This window comes from Acinetobacter sp. YWS30-1 (genome assembly GCF_033558715.1).
GTDB lineage: Bacteria > Pseudomonadota > Gammaproteobacteria > Pseudomonadales > Moraxellaceae > Acinetobacter.
This window is the reverse complement of the sequence record NZ_CP114606.1, coordinates 2,900,602-2,917,688: the sequence shown is the minus strand read 5'-3', so window position 1 is coordinate 2,917,688 and position 17,087 is coordinate 2,900,602. Positions and strand designations below refer to the sequence as shown.

General features: G+C 43.6%; 16 protein-coding genes. 10 read left to right on the top strand and 6 right to left on the bottom strand.

Annotated features, from left to right (window positions below; translation table 11 throughout):
• Positions 1-17: 17 nt before the first annotated feature.
• The 3 genes from phoR to O4M77_RS13860 form a co-directional block, all read right to left on the bottom strand.
• Positions 18-1,376 (bottom strand): phosphate regulon sensor histidine kinase PhoR, encoded by a 1,359-nt coding sequence (phoR, locus tag O4M77_RS13870; protein ID WP_159124125.1) that lies wholly within the window; start codon positions 1,374-1,376, stop codon positions 18-20.
• A gap of 25 nt (positions 1,377-1,401) precedes the next feature.
• Positions 1,402-2,112, bottom strand: a complete 711-nt coding sequence (phoB, locus tag O4M77_RS13865) for a phosphate regulon transcriptional regulator PhoB (protein ID WP_159124126.1) — start codon at positions 2,110-2,112, stop codon at positions 1,402-1,404.
• A gap of 221 nt (positions 2,113-2,333) precedes the next feature.
• Positions 2,334-3,026, bottom strand: a complete 693-nt coding sequence (locus O4M77_RS13860) for a TetR/AcrR family transcriptional regulator (protein WP_180047785.1) — start codon at positions 3,024-3,026, stop codon at positions 2,334-2,336.
• Between the two features lie 219 nt (positions 3,027-3,245).
• On the opposite strand from O4M77_RS13860, the gene O4M77_RS13855 reads away from it, so the two are divergent.
• The 10 genes from O4M77_RS13855 to O4M77_RS13810 all read left to right on the top strand — a co-directional run bounded on the left by O4M77_RS13855 (position 3,246) and on the right by O4M77_RS13810 (position 12,599).
• Positions 3,246-4,094: an SDR family NAD(P)-dependent oxidoreductase gene (locus tag O4M77_RS13855; protein ID WP_180033643.1), complete on the top strand. Its 849-nt coding sequence runs from the start codon at positions 3,246-3,248 to the stop codon at positions 4,092-4,094.
• A 185-nt stretch (positions 4,095-4,279) separates the two neighbouring features.
• On the top strand, positions 4,280-5,221 hold the full coding sequence (locus tag O4M77_RS13850) for a TauD/TfdA dioxygenase family protein (protein ID WP_180018351.1): 942 nt from the start codon (positions 4,280-4,282) through the stop codon (positions 5,219-5,221).
• A gap of 118 nt (positions 5,222-5,339) precedes the next feature.
• Positions 5,340-6,044 carry a Crp/Fnr family transcriptional regulator gene (locus O4M77_RS13845; RefSeq protein ID WP_180011599.1) on the top strand — a complete coding sequence of 235 codons (705 nt, stop codon included), beginning with the start codon at positions 5,340-5,342 and terminating at the stop codon, positions 6,042-6,044.
• A gap of 110 nt (positions 6,045-6,154) precedes the next feature.
• Positions 6,155-6,370, top strand: coding sequence for a TOBE domain-containing protein (locus tag O4M77_RS13840; protein WP_159124130.1), 216 nt, complete (start codon positions 6,155-6,157; stop codon positions 6,368-6,370).
• Positions 6,371-6,383: 13 nt separating this feature from the next.
• Positions 6,384-7,865, top strand: coding sequence for a hypothetical protein (locus O4M77_RS13835; protein ID WP_323713593.1), 1,482 nt, complete (start codon positions 6,384-6,386; stop codon positions 7,863-7,865).
• A gap of 24 nt (positions 7,866-7,889) precedes the next feature.
• Positions 7,890-8,957 (top strand): ABC transporter substrate-binding protein, encoded by a 1,068-nt coding sequence (locus O4M77_RS13830; protein ID WP_323713592.1) that lies wholly within the window; start codon positions 7,890-7,892, stop codon positions 8,955-8,957.
• Positions 8,958-8,989: 32 nt separating this feature from the next.
• Positions 8,990-9,844, top strand: coding sequence for an ABC transporter permease (locus tag O4M77_RS13825; RefSeq protein ID WP_323713591.1), 855 nt, complete (start codon positions 8,990-8,992; stop codon positions 9,842-9,844).
• A 10-nt stretch (positions 9,845-9,854) separates the two neighbouring features.
• Entirely contained in the window at positions 9,855-10,616 is a 762-nt protein-coding gene (locus O4M77_RS13820; RefSeq protein ID WP_323713590.1) for an ABC transporter permease, read from the top strand.
• 18 nt (positions 10,617-10,634) lie between these two features.
• The gene (locus tag O4M77_RS13815; protein WP_166138948.1) at positions 10,635-11,447 is read left to right on the top strand and encodes an ABC transporter ATP-binding protein; all 813 of its coding nucleotides are present in this window, start codon (positions 10,635-10,637) and stop codon (positions 11,445-11,447) included.
• Between the two features lie 336 nt (positions 11,448-11,783).
• Positions 11,784-12,599, top strand: coding sequence for an ABC transporter ATP-binding protein (locus O4M77_RS13810; protein WP_179992724.1), 816 nt, complete (start codon positions 11,784-11,786; stop codon positions 12,597-12,599).
• Between the two features lie 149 nt (positions 12,600-12,748).
• Here O4M77_RS13810 and O4M77_RS13805 read toward each other — a convergent pair whose 3' ends face one another.
• From O4M77_RS13805 to O4M77_RS13795, 3 genes are all read right to left on the bottom strand, one after another.
• Positions 12,749-14,116 carry an LLM class flavin-dependent oxidoreductase gene (locus tag O4M77_RS13805; protein ID WP_323713589.1) on the bottom strand — a complete coding sequence of 456 codons (1,368 nt, stop codon included), beginning with the start codon at positions 14,114-14,116 and terminating at the stop codon, positions 12,749-12,751.
• 162 nt (positions 14,117-14,278) lie between these two features.
• Positions 14,279-15,643, bottom strand: a complete 1,365-nt coding sequence (locus tag O4M77_RS13800; RefSeq protein WP_179992722.1) for an MATE family efflux transporter — start codon at positions 15,641-15,643, stop codon at positions 14,279-14,281.
• Between the two features lie 104 nt (positions 15,644-15,747).
• Positions 15,748-16,902, bottom strand: coding sequence for a methionine aminotransferase (locus O4M77_RS13795; RefSeq protein WP_323713588.1), 1,155 nt, complete (start codon positions 16,900-16,902; stop codon positions 15,748-15,750).
• Positions 16,903-17,087: the final 185 nt, after the last annotated feature.

The following is a 17,087-nucleotide window of genomic DNA, read 5'->3' as shown; positions in this document are numbered from 1 at the left end:
CTTTTTTTATTTTTGAATCAGTCCGGGAAACTGAGGCGTTCTTTAGGGAAAATCACCTTAAAGGTGGATCCCTGATTTTCACGGGAATCAATTTCGAGCTGGGCCTGATGCTGCATCAGTACATGTTTCACAATCGCCAGTCCCAAACCTGTACCACCGGTACGGCGGCTACGGTCAGAATCTACCCGGTAAAAACGTTCGGTCAAGCGAGGCAAGTGTTTAGGATCAATCCCAATTCCGGTATCTTCTACAACAAAATAGGCCGATTCACCATCGTCATGCCAGCCCATGGTCACGGTTCCACCTTTAGGCGTGTACTTGATGGCATTGGTAATCAGGTTACTGAAGGCACTGGCAATTTCCATATCTGAGCCGATCAGGTCACAGTGACTATCAATATCCAAGTTGAGGGTATGGCCATAATCCACGTTATAGGCTTGCGCATCATCAAACAGCTGGTTCATCAGATTAGGCATATCAATAATCTGGTTCTTGGCAATATTCTTGTCATTTTCCAGACGGGATAGCAGCAACAGGTCATTCACTAGTGCATTCATGCGACGAGTCTGGGACTGCATCTGGTCAAAGGCGCGTTTCCAGCGCGGGCTAATATCTTCCTGATCGGTAAAGGTTTCGATATAACCGCTGAGCACAGTCAAAGGGGTACGCAGTTCATGCGAAATATTATCGACAAAGTCCTTACGCATCTGTTCCAGATTATGCATGCGGGTCACATCATAGGCGACCAGTAGGCGACTTTCACCACCAAAGCGGGTCATTTTGATTTGTACATAATGATCTTCAAATATCGAAGATTTCATCTTCAGGCCATCAGGCGCATCATCAATATGATGATAGTAATCAATGAAATTTGGCTGACGTAACAAACTCAGGATATTGCGGCCGCGATCTTCCTGACCAATCCCCAGTAACCGTTCTGCCGCCGGGTTCCACCATTCAATCTGCTGGTTTTCATCAATCAGTACCACAGCCTCTTGTAGGGCGACTAGCGAGGATTGAGCACGGTCAATCAGCTCGACCATTTCAGCCTGAACGACACGTTCCTGACGCTGGGCCCGATAGACATTGAACAGTAAAGCCCCCCAGATCCCGTTAATATTTGGCGGTACATCATAGGGACGGTTCGAGATCCATTCATTGACCAGGTAGAGTGAACGCAACTGTGTGCCAAAGAAGGCAACAAAGGCCAGAACGATACAGATCCAGAAATAGCCGATGCCTAGGCCAATACAACTGGCAATCACCAGGAAGAGAAGAAGGAGACGTAAATCTTGCTTGGCAAAATCCCATAGGCTGCTGTAACGGAGTCTTTTGTGCTCGTGTGACAGTTCGGGAACAGGATAGGGCTCATACATAAAACAAGATTTACCTAAAAAACAATTAACCCAGTGCAACATCGGCACGGGTCGAGAAACGGTAACCGGTGCCACGCACAGTTTGTACATAACGGTCAGCGCCATAAGGTTCAAGTACCTTACGCAGGCGACGGATATGCACATCAATGGTCCGGTCTTCAATATAGACGTTGCCACCCCAGACCTGATCCAGCAATTGCGCACGGGTATAAGCACGTTCCGGATGGGTCATGAAAAATGCCAAGAGACGATATTCAGTCGGTCCCATATCCAGAATAGTACTGCCAAAATTCACGCGCTGACTGACTGGGTCTAATACCAGTCCGTTAGCATCAATGGATTTTTCACCGCTGAGGGCATTAGAGCGACGCAAAACAGCTTTAATACGTGAAACCAGCTCACGGGTCGAAAATGGTTTAGTCATATAGTCATCGGCACCGGCATCCAGTCCCTGAACTTTATGATCTTCTTCACCACGCGCGGTCAACATGATGACCGGAATTTCGGACAGATTTTCATCACGTTTCAGACGACGGCACAGATCGACACCACTGACGCCACCTGGCATCATCCAGTCCAGCAAAATCAATGCTGGACGCTGGTCCACAATCATTTGATGAGCCTGCTTGGCATCTTCTGCCTGTAAACATTGAAAGCCTGCCATATCCAGAGCAGTATGGATCATTTCACGAATCGGCAGTTCATCATCAACAATTAGAATGTAGTCATCTTTCACAGCGCAATACCCTATTTCATGCAAACGGTGGACCGTTTTATATTTATGACAGGCTTATTACAAAGATTAATTATGACAGTATCATTGCAGAATAGGTAGTTCCGTGGTCTTCTGCAAAGATTTGTCACAATTTAAGCTGTTATTTTATAAGAGGGTCTTAATTCAAAATCTTGTAGATCACTGAGAGCTAGATCTACGTAGACCTTATCCTGATTTAAAAATTATCTAACCGGATCCGCCGGTTTTTCTGTACCCAAAGTATCTAGTAAAGCAAAGAACACCAGACTACAGGAAGATAGAATTTCCTCCAGTGACTGTTTAAAGCCGCTCATGACCCAGCGAATGGCAATCTGGGTAACATAACCATTGAGTCCGGTCGAGACCAGGGAAATCTCTCTTTCAGAACGATTCAGGTTCGGCATCATCAGCATGACAAAGGCCTGAATCATACGGTCGAAACGGCCCATGGTTTCATGAATCGTGGCCTGATTATGCAGTTCCTGAACCAGCATCGCATCGATATAAATAATTCGTGCCATACCCGGATTGTCACGTAAGGTCGTCAGCAAGGCAGTCAGACCGGCTTCGATCATTTTCTTTGGATCAGAAGAGGCTTGCATCATGGCCTGCATGACATTCTGCTGTAACTGGTCAATCAGCTTGAGGAAAATAGTCTGGAACAGATGTTCGCTTTTCTTAAAGGATTCATAAAAATAACGTTCAGTCAGTTTTGCTTCGTTACAGATATCCTTCACTGTGACTGAAAAGAAACCATAACGACCATAAGCTTCAATCCCGGCCTCAATCAGCTTTTCACGACGCGCCTGCTGACGCTCAGCCATGGAAAGTCCTTTAAACTGGCGTTCCTTACTTTTACTTGCTAGTTTTTGTCCTGAATTTACTGCATCCGTCATAAAGACCATAGACTCATGTGCTTGAGATTTTAAGTATCTTATCAATAAATCCGGCTTTGACCTATGCTGAAATTCAAGCTTGAAAATTGGCCCGTAGAGACATGCTGGAATTATTGACAATATGGATTGTCAAAACTATATTGAAATAATGTGCTGTATCCCTATGCGACAGAAAAACAGGCTGTCATGGAAGGGCAGTGTTTTAATCAAGGAAATTCAATGAAAAATTTTAATAATAAAGTCGCGGCCATCACAGGTGCAGGTTCAGGTATCGGCCAGCAACTTGCAGTGCTTTTAGCAAAGCAGGGCTGTCATTTAGCTTTAAGCGATGTGAATGAACAGGGTCTGGCTAAAACTGTTGAGCTGCTACAAGGTAGTGATGTTCGTGTCACAACCAAAAAGGTCAATGTGGCTAATCTGGAAGAAATGCACGCTTGGGCCGCTGAGGTCGAGAAAGATCATGGCAGCGTGAATATGATTTTTAACAATGCTGGTGTGGCACTCGGTTCTACCGTAGAAGGCGCTAGCTATGAAGAGCTGGAATGGATCGTCGGCATTAACTTCTGGGGCGTGGTCTATGGCACCAAAGAGTTCCTGCCTTTAATCAAGAAAACCGGTGATGGTCATGTCATTAATATTTCCAGCTTGTTCGGTTTAACTGCCCAGCCAACCCAGTCCGCTTATAATGCCACTAAATTCGCTGTGCGTGGTTTTACTGAATCCTTGCGTCAGGAACTGGATATGGAAAACTGCGGTGTAAGCGCACTCTGTGTACACCCAGGCGGAATCCGTACCAATATCGCCATTGCAGCGAAAATGAATGACAGTATTCGTAGTCTGGGAATGCACCCGGAAAAATCTGCACAGAATTTCAATAAGCTGCTGCGTTGTCCACCGGAAGAAGCAGCGCGTCAAATTCTGGACGCGGTGCAAAAAGACAAACGCCGTCTGCTGATTGGGAATGATGCCAAAGCAATTGATTTAATCCAGCGCCTCATGCCAACTGGCTATCAGAAGGTCACGGCTTTAGCTACCCGCCTCGGCAAGCAGAAGAAAAAGTCAGCTTAAAACGATCTGATCAAAGCCCGCGTAAGCGGGTTTTTTTATGCCCGAAAACTTAAGCAGCTAAAGTATTTTATAAATCAAAAATGGTGCATAAGAATGTCAATAAATTGACAGCGTTAGATAAGCCGATTCGGCATGATGATTTCACAGACCGAAGGTCGACATAATTATAGATAGAGGAAATGATCATGGCTTATGAATACAAACACATCCAGGTTCAACCAATTGGTGGCCGTATCGGCGCTGAAATCCAGGGCATAAAACTGTCAGCGGATTTGGCTGATGAAGTGGTGAATGAAATCAATCAAGCATTATTGCAGCATAAAGCGATCTTCTTTAAAGATCAGCAACATCTGGATGATGTCGCTCAAGAAGCCTTTGCAGCACGTTTAGGCACGCCGTTAAATCACCCGACTGTGCCGGTAAAAGATGGCTCTGCACATATTCTGGAAATTGATTCACGTGGTGCACGTGCAGACAGCTGGCATACGGACATCAGCTTTATTGATGCCTATCCAAAAGCTTCTATTCTTCGTAGCGTGGTTGCACCCGCAGTAGGTGGCAATACCGTATGGGCAAATACAACCGCTGCCTACAATGATTTACCTGAAGAACTGAAAACACTGGCGGATAGCTTGCGTGCGATTCACAGCAACAACTTTGACTATGCTGCAAAAGTCAGTGTTCCAAAAGAAGCTTTGGAAAAGTATAAAAACTACTTCAATTCAACTGAATATGAAACTGAACATCCATTAGTACGCGTTCATCCTGAAACAGGTGAAAAAACCTTGTTATTGGGCCATTTCTTTAAGAGCTTCGTCGGTTATAGCTCAAGTGAATCACGCCGTTTATTCGACCTGTTCCAAAGTTATGTAGAGAAGCTGGAAAATATTGTCAGCTGGCGCTGGAGTGCAGGTGATGTGGCGATCTGGGATAACCGTGCAACGCAACACCGTGCGATTAATGATTATGGTGACCAGCACCGTGTAGTACGCCGTGTAACTTTAGAGGGTGATGTGCCAGTCGGTGTGGATGGCCGTCCAAGCCGTGAACTGCGTAAAGATGTCAAGCAGGATATCAGCAATTTCCGCTATAACAGCGAAGACGGTATTTATGAAAAAGTTTCATAAGTAATTCTTATTCAATTGGAAACTTTGCATATAAATAGCTAAAGAATCAAGAATAAATGATTCGCCAGTCATTAATGATCCATCTAATATTTAAATAAAATATAGGGTGGATCATTTTATGAAAATTCATACTGCAAAAAATAATGTGGATTATGACATATTAAAAAATATATTTAAAAATATCTCTGAGGATAAGCTGGATTATATTTTAAAATATTCAACGATTCGAAAATATCAAAAAGGCGATTTGATATTAAATAAAGAAAATTGCCATACTGCTTTATATATATTGCTTGATGGGATTATCCAGATTGGATATTTAAGCCCATCAGGTCGTTTTCATGCCTTTAATTATTTCTCGGAAAAGCATCTGATTAACCTGCTTCCTTGCCTCAATACACAAGTGATTGATTATGATTATTATGCTTTTAATCAGGTCAAGGTCCTGCAAATTCCACAGCATATATTTATAGAAGAAATAAATGATAACAATCACTTAAAGCAGGATGCTTTAAATATTCTCAGCCGTCGGATGCAATATCTGATCCAGCAGGTTAAATTCCTGCAAGTCGCTAATTTACATCAAAAAGTATGCAAGGTTTTGCATGACCTTTCGATTCAGTACGGTCGATCTCATCCTCTGGGAACTGAAATTAAACTCAAGATCTCCCAGCATGATTTAGCAGATTTACTCTCTGCTTCACGCCAAACCATTAATAAAGAAATAAAGAATCTGGCCAGTCAAAATATTCTAGATTGGCAATATGAAAATATCGTGATTAAAAACAAAGAATATTTAAATTATCAGATTAACTGGATTTAAAATAATATTTTTGGATTTTATAAAATAATATATCAAAATCTATTTATATTATTTTTCTGCATATTAAAAATCATGCATATTAATTCCAACCAAAACAACAGGAATTAATAATGACAATTCAATCTATTAATGTGCGTAACCAGTTAAAAGGTACTATTCAGGAAATTGTAAAAGGTGATGTGGTTTCTGAAGTCGATGTGGTGACTGCTTCAGGTATTTTCACTTCGGTAATTACGACACGTTCTGTAGAAGAGCTGGATTTGCAGATAGGAAGTCAGGTGATTGTACTGATCAAATCGACTGATGTTTCACTGGCAAAACTGTAGGTGTGTCGATTGTATGAAGCAATATTTTAAACAAGGGGCAACGGTACTGACTCTGCTAAGCGCGAGTATTGGCTTAACGCATGCAGATGCGGATGTAGGTCAGTTACAACAACAGGTCAGTCAACTTGAACAGTCATTAAAACAATTAAAAACCCAGTTGGCACAGATTCAGAACCAGAACGAGGCCGTTACAGAAGCCACTACTGCTGATGAGATTGAGCTGGCTACAGAAGCTGAAACTGAGGATGACCAAAGCTTTGTGACACGTGCCGAGTTGCAAGGTCTGCAAAGCGATCTGGAAAACTATAAATATCAGGTACAACGTGACCGCGATACCAAAACGGCATTATCAACACGTCAACTGCTGATTAATGGAGTCGTGCAGGCCAAAGCTTCTTATATCGATGAAGCACAGCGCACTCCACCTACGGGTACCAATACCGGGATGGCAGTTCAAGACCGCCACTCTTCGTTTGATTTAGGTGCAGTCCAAATTGGTTTTATTGGCAATCTGTACAAAGACTATGAAGAAGGCAAAAACCTGGATTTCAATCTGCGTTTTGGTACTTCTCCACAGACAGGAACCAATAACAGTTATCTGAACTTATTGGATGCGCAACTGACTTATCACGTATTGCCAACCTTAAGTGCCGACACGGGGCGCTTGAGCGTTACTTTAGGTCAGCAACTGTTACCATTTGGCCAGGAAGTTCAGGCCACTGAAGACCTAAAACCTACCATTAACAATGCCTTGTTCAGTTTGCCGGGCCTAGGTTATGGACTGGCACTGCGTGAAGTCGGCTTGATTGTACGTGGGGATGCCTTACCAACCGTGGACTATGGATATAACTATCGCTCGCCAATGATTAGCTATGCCTTTGGTCTGGTGAATGGTAATGGAGCCAATAAATCGGATGACAATGATGACAAAAACTTTATTGGACGTCTGCGTTATACCTTGCCTGCGGAATATAACTCATGGCTGCGTGAACTGAGTTTTGGTCTGTCCTGGTATCAAGGCAAGAGCAATCTATTTGAAATTGATGGTACCAGCGCGGCCTTTGCTGGTAAGGGCGATGTGCTGCGTAAAGGCTTCGATATTTACTATAACCACCATCCATTCGGTGTGACCTATGAATATGTACAAGGTGAAGATGACACCTACATTTCACAAACTGCACAGACCTATAAGCGTGAAAGTGAGTCGCACACAGGTACCTTGTTCTGGAACTTTGGTGAGCAGTTTGTCAAAGGATTCCGTAATCAGGGCCGTTATGACGACTGGTGGCCAAAGTCTTACCAAGCCTTCTATCGCTACGACACCATTGATCGTGACAAGAATTTAGCCGATCAAACTGTTGATATTCACAGTCTGGGCCTGAATGCATTCTTTGCGGAAACCACCAAGTTTCAGATCAACCTGAACCATGTCAACAACGACATTACAAACAAGAGCTATAACGAACTGGTCGCACAATTCCAGTACGGATTCTAATTTTATATTTTGAGGAATTTTCACATGTTTAAATGGTCAAAAGTATTCTTTGCTGGCCTTCTCTCTACAGCAACACTGCTGCCAGCGATTCAGACCTCTGCCGCAGAGGCGAAACCCAGCGTGATCCGTTTTGCTTCGCCGATGGTCGGTACAGGTAATCGCCCTGTAGGTTATGGTAATTACTATGCGACTGCACAGACCTTGGGTTTATTTGAAAAAGAATTCCAGAAAGATGGCATCAAAGTACAATGGAATAACTTTAAAGGAGCGGGTCCTGCGATTAATGAATCTTATGCGAATGGTCTGGTCGATATTACCTGGATTGGTGATTTGCCTGGACTGATTGGCAAAGCCAGTCGTCTGGACACTAAACTGGTCGCCATGGCTGGCTCACAGGATAATACTTATCTGGTGGTAGCACCGGGTTCTCCGGCTAAATCGATTGCTGATTTAAAAGGGAAACGAATAGGCTTCTTTAAAGGAACCAATCTGCATTTATCGATTATTAATGTGGTCAAAAAATACGGATTCAGTGAGAAAGACTTCCGTTTTGTCAACATGGATGGCCCAGTGGCGTATTCCGCTTTAGCCAGTGGTGATATTGATGCAATCTGGAGCAGTAGCTATATTTTTCCTGTAGTCGATCGCGGTATTGCCAAGATTATTTATAGTACCAAAAATGAACCTGATCTCTATAAAACCTCAGGCTATGTACTGGTGAATTCCAAGTTTGAGCAAAAATATCCTGAAGTGGTTCAGCGTGTAGTGAATGTGCTGGTCAAACAAGCGGCTTGGGAAAGCAAGCCCGCTAATAAAGATGCCCTGTTTAAACTCTGGGCAAAATCTGGAATATCGTATAGCAACATCAATAAAGCCCATATTGGGGTAGATCTGAAACGTCATAGTGCTCCGATTCTCGATGCTTTCAACGTTGCTGTAATTAAGAAAAAACTGAAAGCGGGTCAAAACTTGAAACTGATTCGCGGCAATATTGATGTCGACTCCTGGATTGAGCCGAAGTATGTCAATAATGCTTTAAAAACGCTAAATTTACAGAACTATTGGAAACCTCTGAATGCCAATGGGCAATAACCATCATGCCCTTGAGTTGAGGAGGTTGAGTGATGTTACAGGAAATCGAGCTTGAAACAGCCAAGACACCGACACAGGACAATGCTGCATCCAGATTGAACCGAAAAAGTATTCTGAATTTTTTAAAACAGAATCAGGTGTTCATATGGGGAATCGGAGCACTTTTCCCCATCGCGCTGCTCTATCTGTGGCATGTGTCGGTAGAACGGAACTGGGTGAACCCTTTATTGCTCCCTGCACCTGAACTGGTCTGGGTGGCCCTGAAAGATCTGTATCAAACCGGCGAACTGTGGAGCAATCTGAGTGTCAGTCTGAGCCGAATTGGCTATGGTTTTAGTGCCGGCATTGTACTGGCACTGATCTTAGGTCTGACCATGGGACTATCGCATCGAGTAGAGGCCTATATCTGGCCCACATTCAAAGCCATTAATCTGGTGCCCGTAATTGGCTGGATTCCACTATTAATTTTACTGGTCGGGATTGATGAAGCCCTCAAGATTATTCTGATTGCTAAAGCCGCGCTGGTGCCGATGACGATCAATGTATTTAAAGGGGTACGCAATATTCCACAGCAATTGACTGAAGTCGCGGAAGTTTATCAACTGAGCACCTGGTCCAGATTTAAAAATGTGGTTCTGCCAGGTGCCTTTATCAGTTTTATCGGTGGTCTGCGTTTATCTCTGGCAAGTTCATGGGGCGCTCTGGTTGCAGTAGAACTGCTAGCTTCAAGTGAAGGGATCGGCTATGTGATGGTCTATGGCCGTCAGATTTTCCAGCTCGATGTGGTGATGGCAACTGTAGTGGTGATTGGACTGGTGGGATTTGGCTTTGACGTCATTATCCGCCTCATACAAAAACAGTTCAGTGGTTGGGATCAGGCTAGATAGGGAAAATATCATGAAAAAAATAGATTATCGCGGCTGGGTCATTCCTCTGGTTCTGTGGGTTGCCTGGTTGATCGTGACCGCAAAACAATGGATTGATCCTGCTTTACTGACGCCGCCAGCTGCTGTATGGCAGGCCTTTGTAGAAAGCTGGCAGGCAGGCGAGGTGACAGAAAACATTATCGCCAGCCTACTTCGCAACACGGCAGGGTTTATTGCCGGTGGAGTGATGGGTGCAGTGCTGGGTTTGGCCCTGGGTCTAAATGTCTGGCTGGATCGAATCTTTTCTCCAACACTGAATGCCATTAAACACGTGGCTGTATTTGCCTGGATTCCACTGATGATCATGTGGTTTGGACACGGTGAAGTTTCAAAAGTGATTTTTATTGCCTTAGTGGTGTTCTATCCGGTGTTCTTTAATACCTATGACGGGGTCAAGAATGTGCCGGTCAAAATTAAAGAAGTGGCGCAGATCTTCCAGCTCAGTCCGGTACGTACTTTTTTTAAAGTGATTTTACCCGCAGCAGCCCCAAGTATTTTTGCCGGTTTGAATATTGCGCTGGTATTTTCATGGGTGGCGACTGTGGGCGCGGAGTATTTTTTTGTGTCCTCGGTTGGCGTGGTCAATCCAATCATGGACGGACAGAACCTGTTCCAGATGGAAGTGGTGCTATATGGTATGGCCATTATTGCGATTGTCGGGCTGTTATTTTCCAAGGCAGCACAATTCTTTGAAAACTATAACTTACGCTGGCGTCAGGCGGCCAATAAATAAAAGATGTGAGATAACAACATGAATCAACAGGTGAATATTAAGGGTCATGTCGAGATCCAGAAACTCGACAAGTTCTTCCCTAAAGATGGGGAAGAGTTGCAGGTATTAGATCAGATTAATTTGAATATCCAGCCAGGCGAGTTCATTAGTATTGTCGGTAATAGTGGCTGTGGTAAATCAACCTTATTGCGGCTTTTGGTGGGCCTTGATGCCGAGTTTCAAGGCAGTATTTTGATTGATGGCAAACCGATTCAGGGCACCAGTCTGGATCGCGGTATTGTGTTTCAGGATCACCGTTTGTTCCCTTGGCTGAGTGTCGAGCAGAATGTAGCTTTAGCGCTGGAAAAATCAGGCCTGAGCAAAGCCGAAAAGCAGGAACTCATTGATTATCATCTGGAACTGGTGCAATTGAGCCAGTTTAAAACTGCCTATCCAAGTCAGCTGTCTGGGGGGATGAGCCAGCGTGTGGCAATTGCGCGTAGTCTGGTGAATCGTCCACAAATTTTATTACTGGATGAACCTTTTGGTGCCTTGGATGCCTTGACTCGGGCCAACTTGCAACAGGAATTACAGCGGATCTGGCAGTCGGAAAAGATCACCTCTATTCTGGTCACCCATGATGTAGAAGAGGCGGTATTGTTAGGTGATCGCGTAGTGGTAATGCAACCCCATCCGGGACGAATCAAACGTATTGTGAAAGTGGATCTGGAACGTCCGCGTAAACGTGAAGACTACCGTCTGGCGGCCATTAAAAATGACATCTTGCTTGACTTCCAGGATCAGGTCGAGCTTGTGCCGCATGAATTAGAACAATATAAATTGGCCTGGTAAGCTGAGCCAATTGGATACCCGCATTCGCGGGTTTTTTATTGCCCTAAGCATTGTTGTGATTTGGTTATGAGGAATATTTTAAATAACGTTTTCTAGAAGAAAAAAATTTTAAGACATTGAAATATATAATTTTATATCTAACTATTAAAATCTATACATGCTTTTGATAACCAAATAAAAAATCAAGATAACTCCTTACCCTAAACTCTTTTATAGTCAAAAGAGTCCTATTTTCAGCAGATCTAAAAGAGACAGAAATTTATCCAAGTTCATAAACAGGATAGATCCAGTCTAGAACAATCATTAAATATGTATTGCAGCAAAAGGTGAGGAAAAATGACGGAGCACTCTCAATGTAGAATCACGATTCAAAATTTATATAAAAGTTATAGCACCGCACCAGATCAGCAGACCCAAGTCCTCGAAGATATTAATCTAGATATTCATGCAGGTGATTTTGTCAGTGTGATAGGGCATGCTGGCTGCGGTAAATCCACATTGTTACGCTTACTGAAGGGCTTAGAGCAGCATCAACAGGGACAGATTCTGATTCAGGGAAAACAGCCAGCTGAACATCTTCCAAATCTCAGTATTGTCTATCAGGATCATCGACTGTTTAACTGGCTCAGTGTGACGGAAAATATCCGCATGGCCTTACATCAAATCCCTTTAAGCAAAGAAGAGGAAAACCGAAGAATTCAGGAACAGCTGGAATTGCTGCAACTGACGCCGTTTAAGGATGCTTATCCATCACACTTGTCTGCTGGCATGAATCTGAAAGTGGCCATTGCCAAAAGCCTGGTTACTCAACCGGATATATTATTATTAGATGATCCTTTTGCTGGACTGGACGCGCTGATGCGTCATCATCTGCATGAAGAATTACAGCGAATCTGGAAAGCCAAAAAAATTACCGTGATTTTAGCGACCCAAGATATTGCTGAAGCTTTATTACTGAGCACTTCAGTTGTGGTAATGCAGGCTAATCCTGGACGAATCGAACAGGTTTTAAAGGTGTCTTTATCTTATCCACGCAAGCGCCAGAATACGCGTCTACAGCAGTTGAAAAAAGAAATTCTAAAAGTATTAAATTTTTCAATCGTGAAGGATCAACAGCTGCTACTTACAAGCTCTGGTCAGTTTTGCTGGTAGGCTAGGGTCTTCATTCATTTTAAATTAAACAGAAATCAACAGCGACACAACCTCGCCCATAGTTGTCATTTCCACTAGCACCAATTACCCCAGTGCTTAACTTAAAGAAATAAAAAATGCCCTATCGGGCATTTTTTATAATGGATGGTTTAAGAGGCAACCGCAGTATTTTGTTGCGTAATCACATACTGATTTTCTGGCCGTTTCAATCCTAAGTTTTCACGTAGAGTTGTACCTTCATATTCAGTCCGGAACAAACCACGGCACTGTAGCTCGGGTACGATGAAATCGACAAAGTCATTCAAACCGGCAGGCGTAGTTGGTGGTAATACATTAAAGCCATCCGCAGCTTCATTTTCGAACCATTCCTGTAGCTGGTCGACTACCTGTGCAGGTGTCCCGATCAGTGTCCAGTGACCGCGAGCAGAGGCAATATATTCATATAGCTGGCGAATGCTGAAGTGATGCTTCGCAGCAATCTCAAACATCATTTGCTGACGACTAGACTTGATCTCAATGTCTTCTAGAGGAAATGGAGCATCCAAATCATAGTTTGAAAGATCAATATCACCTGCCAGACCAGACAGTAAGCCCAAACCGACATCTGGATGAATTAGACTATTCAGTAAATCATATTTTTCTTTTGCTTCCTGTTCGGTTTTAGCCACAAAGACAGAAACCCCCGGCATTACTTTTAGATCATCTGGATGACGACCGTATTTAGCCAGACGGCCTTTAACATCACGGTAGAAGGCTTGTGCATCAGACAGGCTTTGCTGGGCGGTAAAAATCACTTCGGCATATTTGGCGGCCAGCTCACGTCCATCTTCAGATTGGCCCGCCTGAACAATCACTGGATAGCCTTGTGGTGGACGAGGGACATTGAGTGCTCCCTGGACATTAAAATATTTGCCGCTATGCAGTGGTTCGTGCTGTTTAGATGCATCAAAGAAATGACCGTTTTCTTTGTCATAGAGGAATGCACCATCTTCCCAGGAATCCCAGAGCTTCTGTACAACTTCAATAAATTCATCCGCGCGCTCATAACGGACTTTGGCATCCGGATGGGCACTAAAACCAAAGTTACGTGCGGTTTCAGCAGAAATGGTGGTCACGACATTCCATGCGGCACGACCTTTACTGATATGGTCTAAAGAGGCATATTTTCGTGCCAACAGATACGGTTCTTCATAGGTGGTAGAAGCAGTTGCAATAAAACCAATATTTTGGGTGACGGCTGAAATCGCTGCGAATAAGGTGACGGGTTCAAAGCCCACAACTTTATCGCTATAACCGACATTCTTATTATGTTTGGAAGCGCCATGACTCCAGTTGACTGCCAGACCATCTGCAAGGAAATAGGCATCAAACAGGCCGCGTTCAGCAGTTTTTGCTAATTCAATCGCATAATCAATGCTTAAATGATCCTGAGTACGAGATTCAGGATGGCGCCAACCTGCCGCATGTTGCGAAGTCGTTGGAATAAAAGCACCCAGTTTAATTTGTCGTTTAGCCATGAGAAGACCTTGTGTTTTTATACAATACACTGCTTATAACAAGGATCTTCATGGCTGAAAAATATAATAAAAATGAATCCATATAAAAAATATGGATTAAGCAGGTAATACGCTCTTTAGAGGTGGTTTACTAAGGTTTATCCAGTAGTTCAGGCCGGAAGATTAAACCAGTGCCTCGATGGTCTTTTTCTTCCAGATAAACTGGTAATACAAGCCTTGCATAATACAAAGACAGACAAAGGCAAGGGCATAGCCATACCAGATCCCTTGTAAACCCCACCAGCGGCTGAACATATAGGCAGCTGGTACTTCAATTCCAATAATGGCAATGATATTGATCAACATAGGGATTGTTACTGTGCCACTGGCCCGCATGATCGAAGCGAAAATTGCACTAGCACCAAAGAACAAAATCGACCATAGGACAATGAAGAGAAGTTGCTGACCCAATACCACGACCTGTGGATCAGTGATAAATAGTGCCATGAGATATTTAGAAAACAGATAAGCCAGAATTACCAGACTACCTGTGAACAAGATATTCATACTTAAGGCAGTTCGGGTCACTTTATTGAGCAAATCATTTTTACCAGCACCAATGGCCTGTGCCCCAAAGACAGAAGCTGCAATGGCAATAGAAAGAGCAGGGAACTGAATATAATTCAGTACCTGATTCACGGCACCATAGGCCGCTGTTGCTTCGGCACCATAACGGTTGACCAGGCCCACAATGACCAGACCAGCGACTGAAGTCGTCACCATTTGAACCCCGGTTGGAATACCTAAGCGCAGGATAATCTTGCTGAGCTGGGGCTGATGACGAATATCTTTGATCAACGCCCAGTCTGGTCTTAGAGGATGACGCTTATAATTTAAATAGAGAATGAGAAATAACAGAACAGCCAAGTTGCCCAGAATGGTTGCAATTGCTGGAGAGATGATCCCCATTTTAGGAAAACCGAAATAACCGGCGATCAGGACTGGTGTCACCACTAAGCCAACGCCAATCGTCAAAGCAGAGGCAAACAGTGGCGTAGTACTGTCTCCAACCCCGCGTAAAATTGAAGTATAAATAATATAAATAAAAATCAGTGGGCTACCAGCCAGCATCCATTGCACGTAAGGCAAAGACAGGTGCATCACATCCGGATCTGTACCTAATAATTGCAGGATATTTTCAGCAAAAAATACACCCAATAGGGCAATCAGGCTGCCACCAATCAGTGTCATAAACAGGGTAGAGCCAACTACACAGCGCACTTTTTCCAGGTTTCTGGCACCCCAAGCTTGTCCTACCAGAACCGTAGAACCTGCAGAGAGACCAATCACAAAAGCCATCAGACAGAACAGAATCGGGAAAAATACTGCCACAGCGGCAATTGCTTGCACGCCGAGCATTTGCCCGACAAAAACAGTATTAATCGTACCGGACAGGCTTTGCAGGATGTTGGTAACGACCAGCGGTAACAGGAAAATAAAAAATGTTTTCCATAAATTCTGCTGGTGAACCAATGCTTGCTGTGCCATATGACATCCTGTTCTTGATTTTTCATATATTTATCAGGACTAAATTATCCTTGATCCGCATCAAGAACGCCTTAGCTTTTCAGTAACCAATAAGTCTATTTTTTTTAAACTTTGGAAAGAATCTGTGCCGCTTCTATCAAGGTTTCATCTTTTTTGGCGAAGCAGAAGCGTAATAAGTGTAAATCTTTAGGCGGCTCCTGATAAAACGCTGATACCGGAATCGCTACAATGCCATGCTGTTCAGCCAGATAGTGACACATCGACAGTGCATCCAGATCAGGACGAATTTCACTGTAATCCAGATTCTGGAAATAGGTACCTTGAGACGGCGTCCAGTGAAAACGGGAATCTGTAAGTGCATGATTAAACAGGTCCCGTTTGGTCTGATAAAAACCGGACAGCTCATGGATATGTTCAGAATGTAGCTGCATATATTCAGTCAAAGCCACCTGAATTGGCGTTACACCACAGAAGCTGACAAACTGGTAAATCTGTCTGAACATCTGCATTAAGGCTGGCGGTGCAACACAGAAACCAGTTTTCCAGCCGGTCACATGAAAGGTTTTACCAAAAGAACCAATCACAAAACTGCGTTCACGGAGTTCCGGAAATGATGCTGCAGAATGATGACGAACTTCATCAAATACCAGATGTTCATAAACTTCATCAGACAGAACTACAATATTGCGATCACGAATCAGTTCAATCAGCTGTTGCCAGTCTTGCTCTGTCCATACCGTTCCGGTGGGATTATGCGGTGTATTCACTACAATCATGCGGGTACGGTCATTGATTGCATCTTTGACCTTATTCCAGTCCACAGAAAAACCAGGATATTCTAGAGCGATATGTACCGGTTTGGCACCGACCAGCTTCACGCTTGGCGCATAGCTGTCATAACTGGGATCAAAAATAATGACTTCTTCACCTGTTCGTACCGTTGCCTGAATTGCACAGAAGATTGCAATCGTTGCGCCAGGGGTAACGGTGATTTCATCTACCGGATCTAGAGTGAGCTGGTCACGATGCTGATAAAGATCAGCGACCAGCCCACGTAATACTGGTAAACCATCACCCGGTGCATATTGATTAAAACCATTTTCAGCCGCCCGACTGAGGGCTTCAATCAATTGCGGTGGAGCAGGAAAATCTGGAAAACCTTGTGACAGGTTAATTGCTCCGAGTTTTTGTGCCAAGGCCGACATGGTACTAAAAATAGTAACGCCCAGATTGGGAAGTTTAGAATGTAACTCAAGCATGTCCTTGGCCTCTGGCTTATCCTGTAATCGAGGATGATGTAGGAGATATAAAGTATTCGGCTTTCAGTGTAGCAGTAAGTGAATCGGCAAATAATCAGAAAAATTGAAAAGGTTGAAACAGAATACATCTTCTATTTCATAAGCATAGAGGATATAAGGTCAGGTTAAGGCTATTCGTGGTTAAT

What these genes read in the sequence shown, in the direction of transcription:
- phoR (WP_159124125.1), bottom strand. Translation starts at nt 1,376, where the DNA reads ATGTATGAGCCCTATCCTGTTCCCGAACTGTCACACGAGCACAAAAGA.
- O4M77_RS13860 (WP_180047785.1), bottom strand. Translation starts at nt 3,026, where the DNA reads ATGACGGATGCAGTAAATTCAGGACAAAAACTAGCAAGTAAAAGTAAG.
- O4M77_RS13855 (WP_180033643.1), top strand. Translation starts at nt 3,246, where the DNA reads ATGAAAAATTTTAATAATAAAGTCGCGGCCATCACAGGTGCAGGTTCA.
- O4M77_RS13850 (WP_180018351.1), top strand. Translation starts at nt 4,280, where the DNA reads ATGGCTTATGAATACAAACACATCCAGGTTCAACCAATTGGTGGCCGT.
- O4M77_RS13845 (WP_180011599.1), top strand. Translation starts at nt 5,340, where the DNA reads ATGAAAATTCATACTGCAAAAAATAATGTGGATTATGACATATTAAAA.
- O4M77_RS13840 (WP_159124130.1), top strand. Translation starts at nt 6,155, where the DNA reads ATGACAATTCAATCTATTAATGTGCGTAACCAGTTAAAAGGTACTATT.
- O4M77_RS13835 (WP_323713593.1), top strand. Translation starts at nt 6,384, where the DNA reads ATGAAGCAATATTTTAAACAAGGGGCAACGGTACTGACTCTGCTAAGC.
- O4M77_RS13830 (WP_323713592.1), top strand. Translation starts at nt 7,890, where the DNA reads ATGTTTAAATGGTCAAAAGTATTCTTTGCTGGCCTTCTCTCTACAGCA.
- O4M77_RS13825 (WP_323713591.1), top strand. Translation starts at nt 8,990, where the DNA reads ATGTTACAGGAAATCGAGCTTGAAACAGCCAAGACACCGACACAGGAC.
- O4M77_RS13820 (WP_323713590.1), top strand. Translation starts at nt 9,855, where the DNA reads ATGAAAAAAATAGATTATCGCGGCTGGGTCATTCCTCTGGTTCTGTGG.
- O4M77_RS13815 (WP_166138948.1), top strand. Translation starts at nt 10,635, where the DNA reads ATGAATCAACAGGTGAATATTAAGGGTCATGTCGAGATCCAGAAACTC.
- O4M77_RS13810 (WP_179992724.1), top strand. Translation starts at nt 11,784, where the DNA reads ATGACGGAGCACTCTCAATGTAGAATCACGATTCAAAATTTATATAAA.
- O4M77_RS13805 (WP_323713589.1), bottom strand. Translation starts at nt 14,116, where the DNA reads ATGGCTAAACGACAAATTAAACTGGGTGCTTTTATTCCAACGACTTCG.
- O4M77_RS13800 (WP_179992722.1), bottom strand. Translation starts at nt 15,643, where the DNA reads ATGGCACAGCAAGCATTGGTTCACCAGCAGAATTTATGGAAAACATTT.
- O4M77_RS13795 (WP_323713588.1), bottom strand. Translation starts at nt 16,902, where the DNA reads ATGCTTGAGTTACATTCTAAACTTCCCAATCTGGGCGTTACTATTTTT.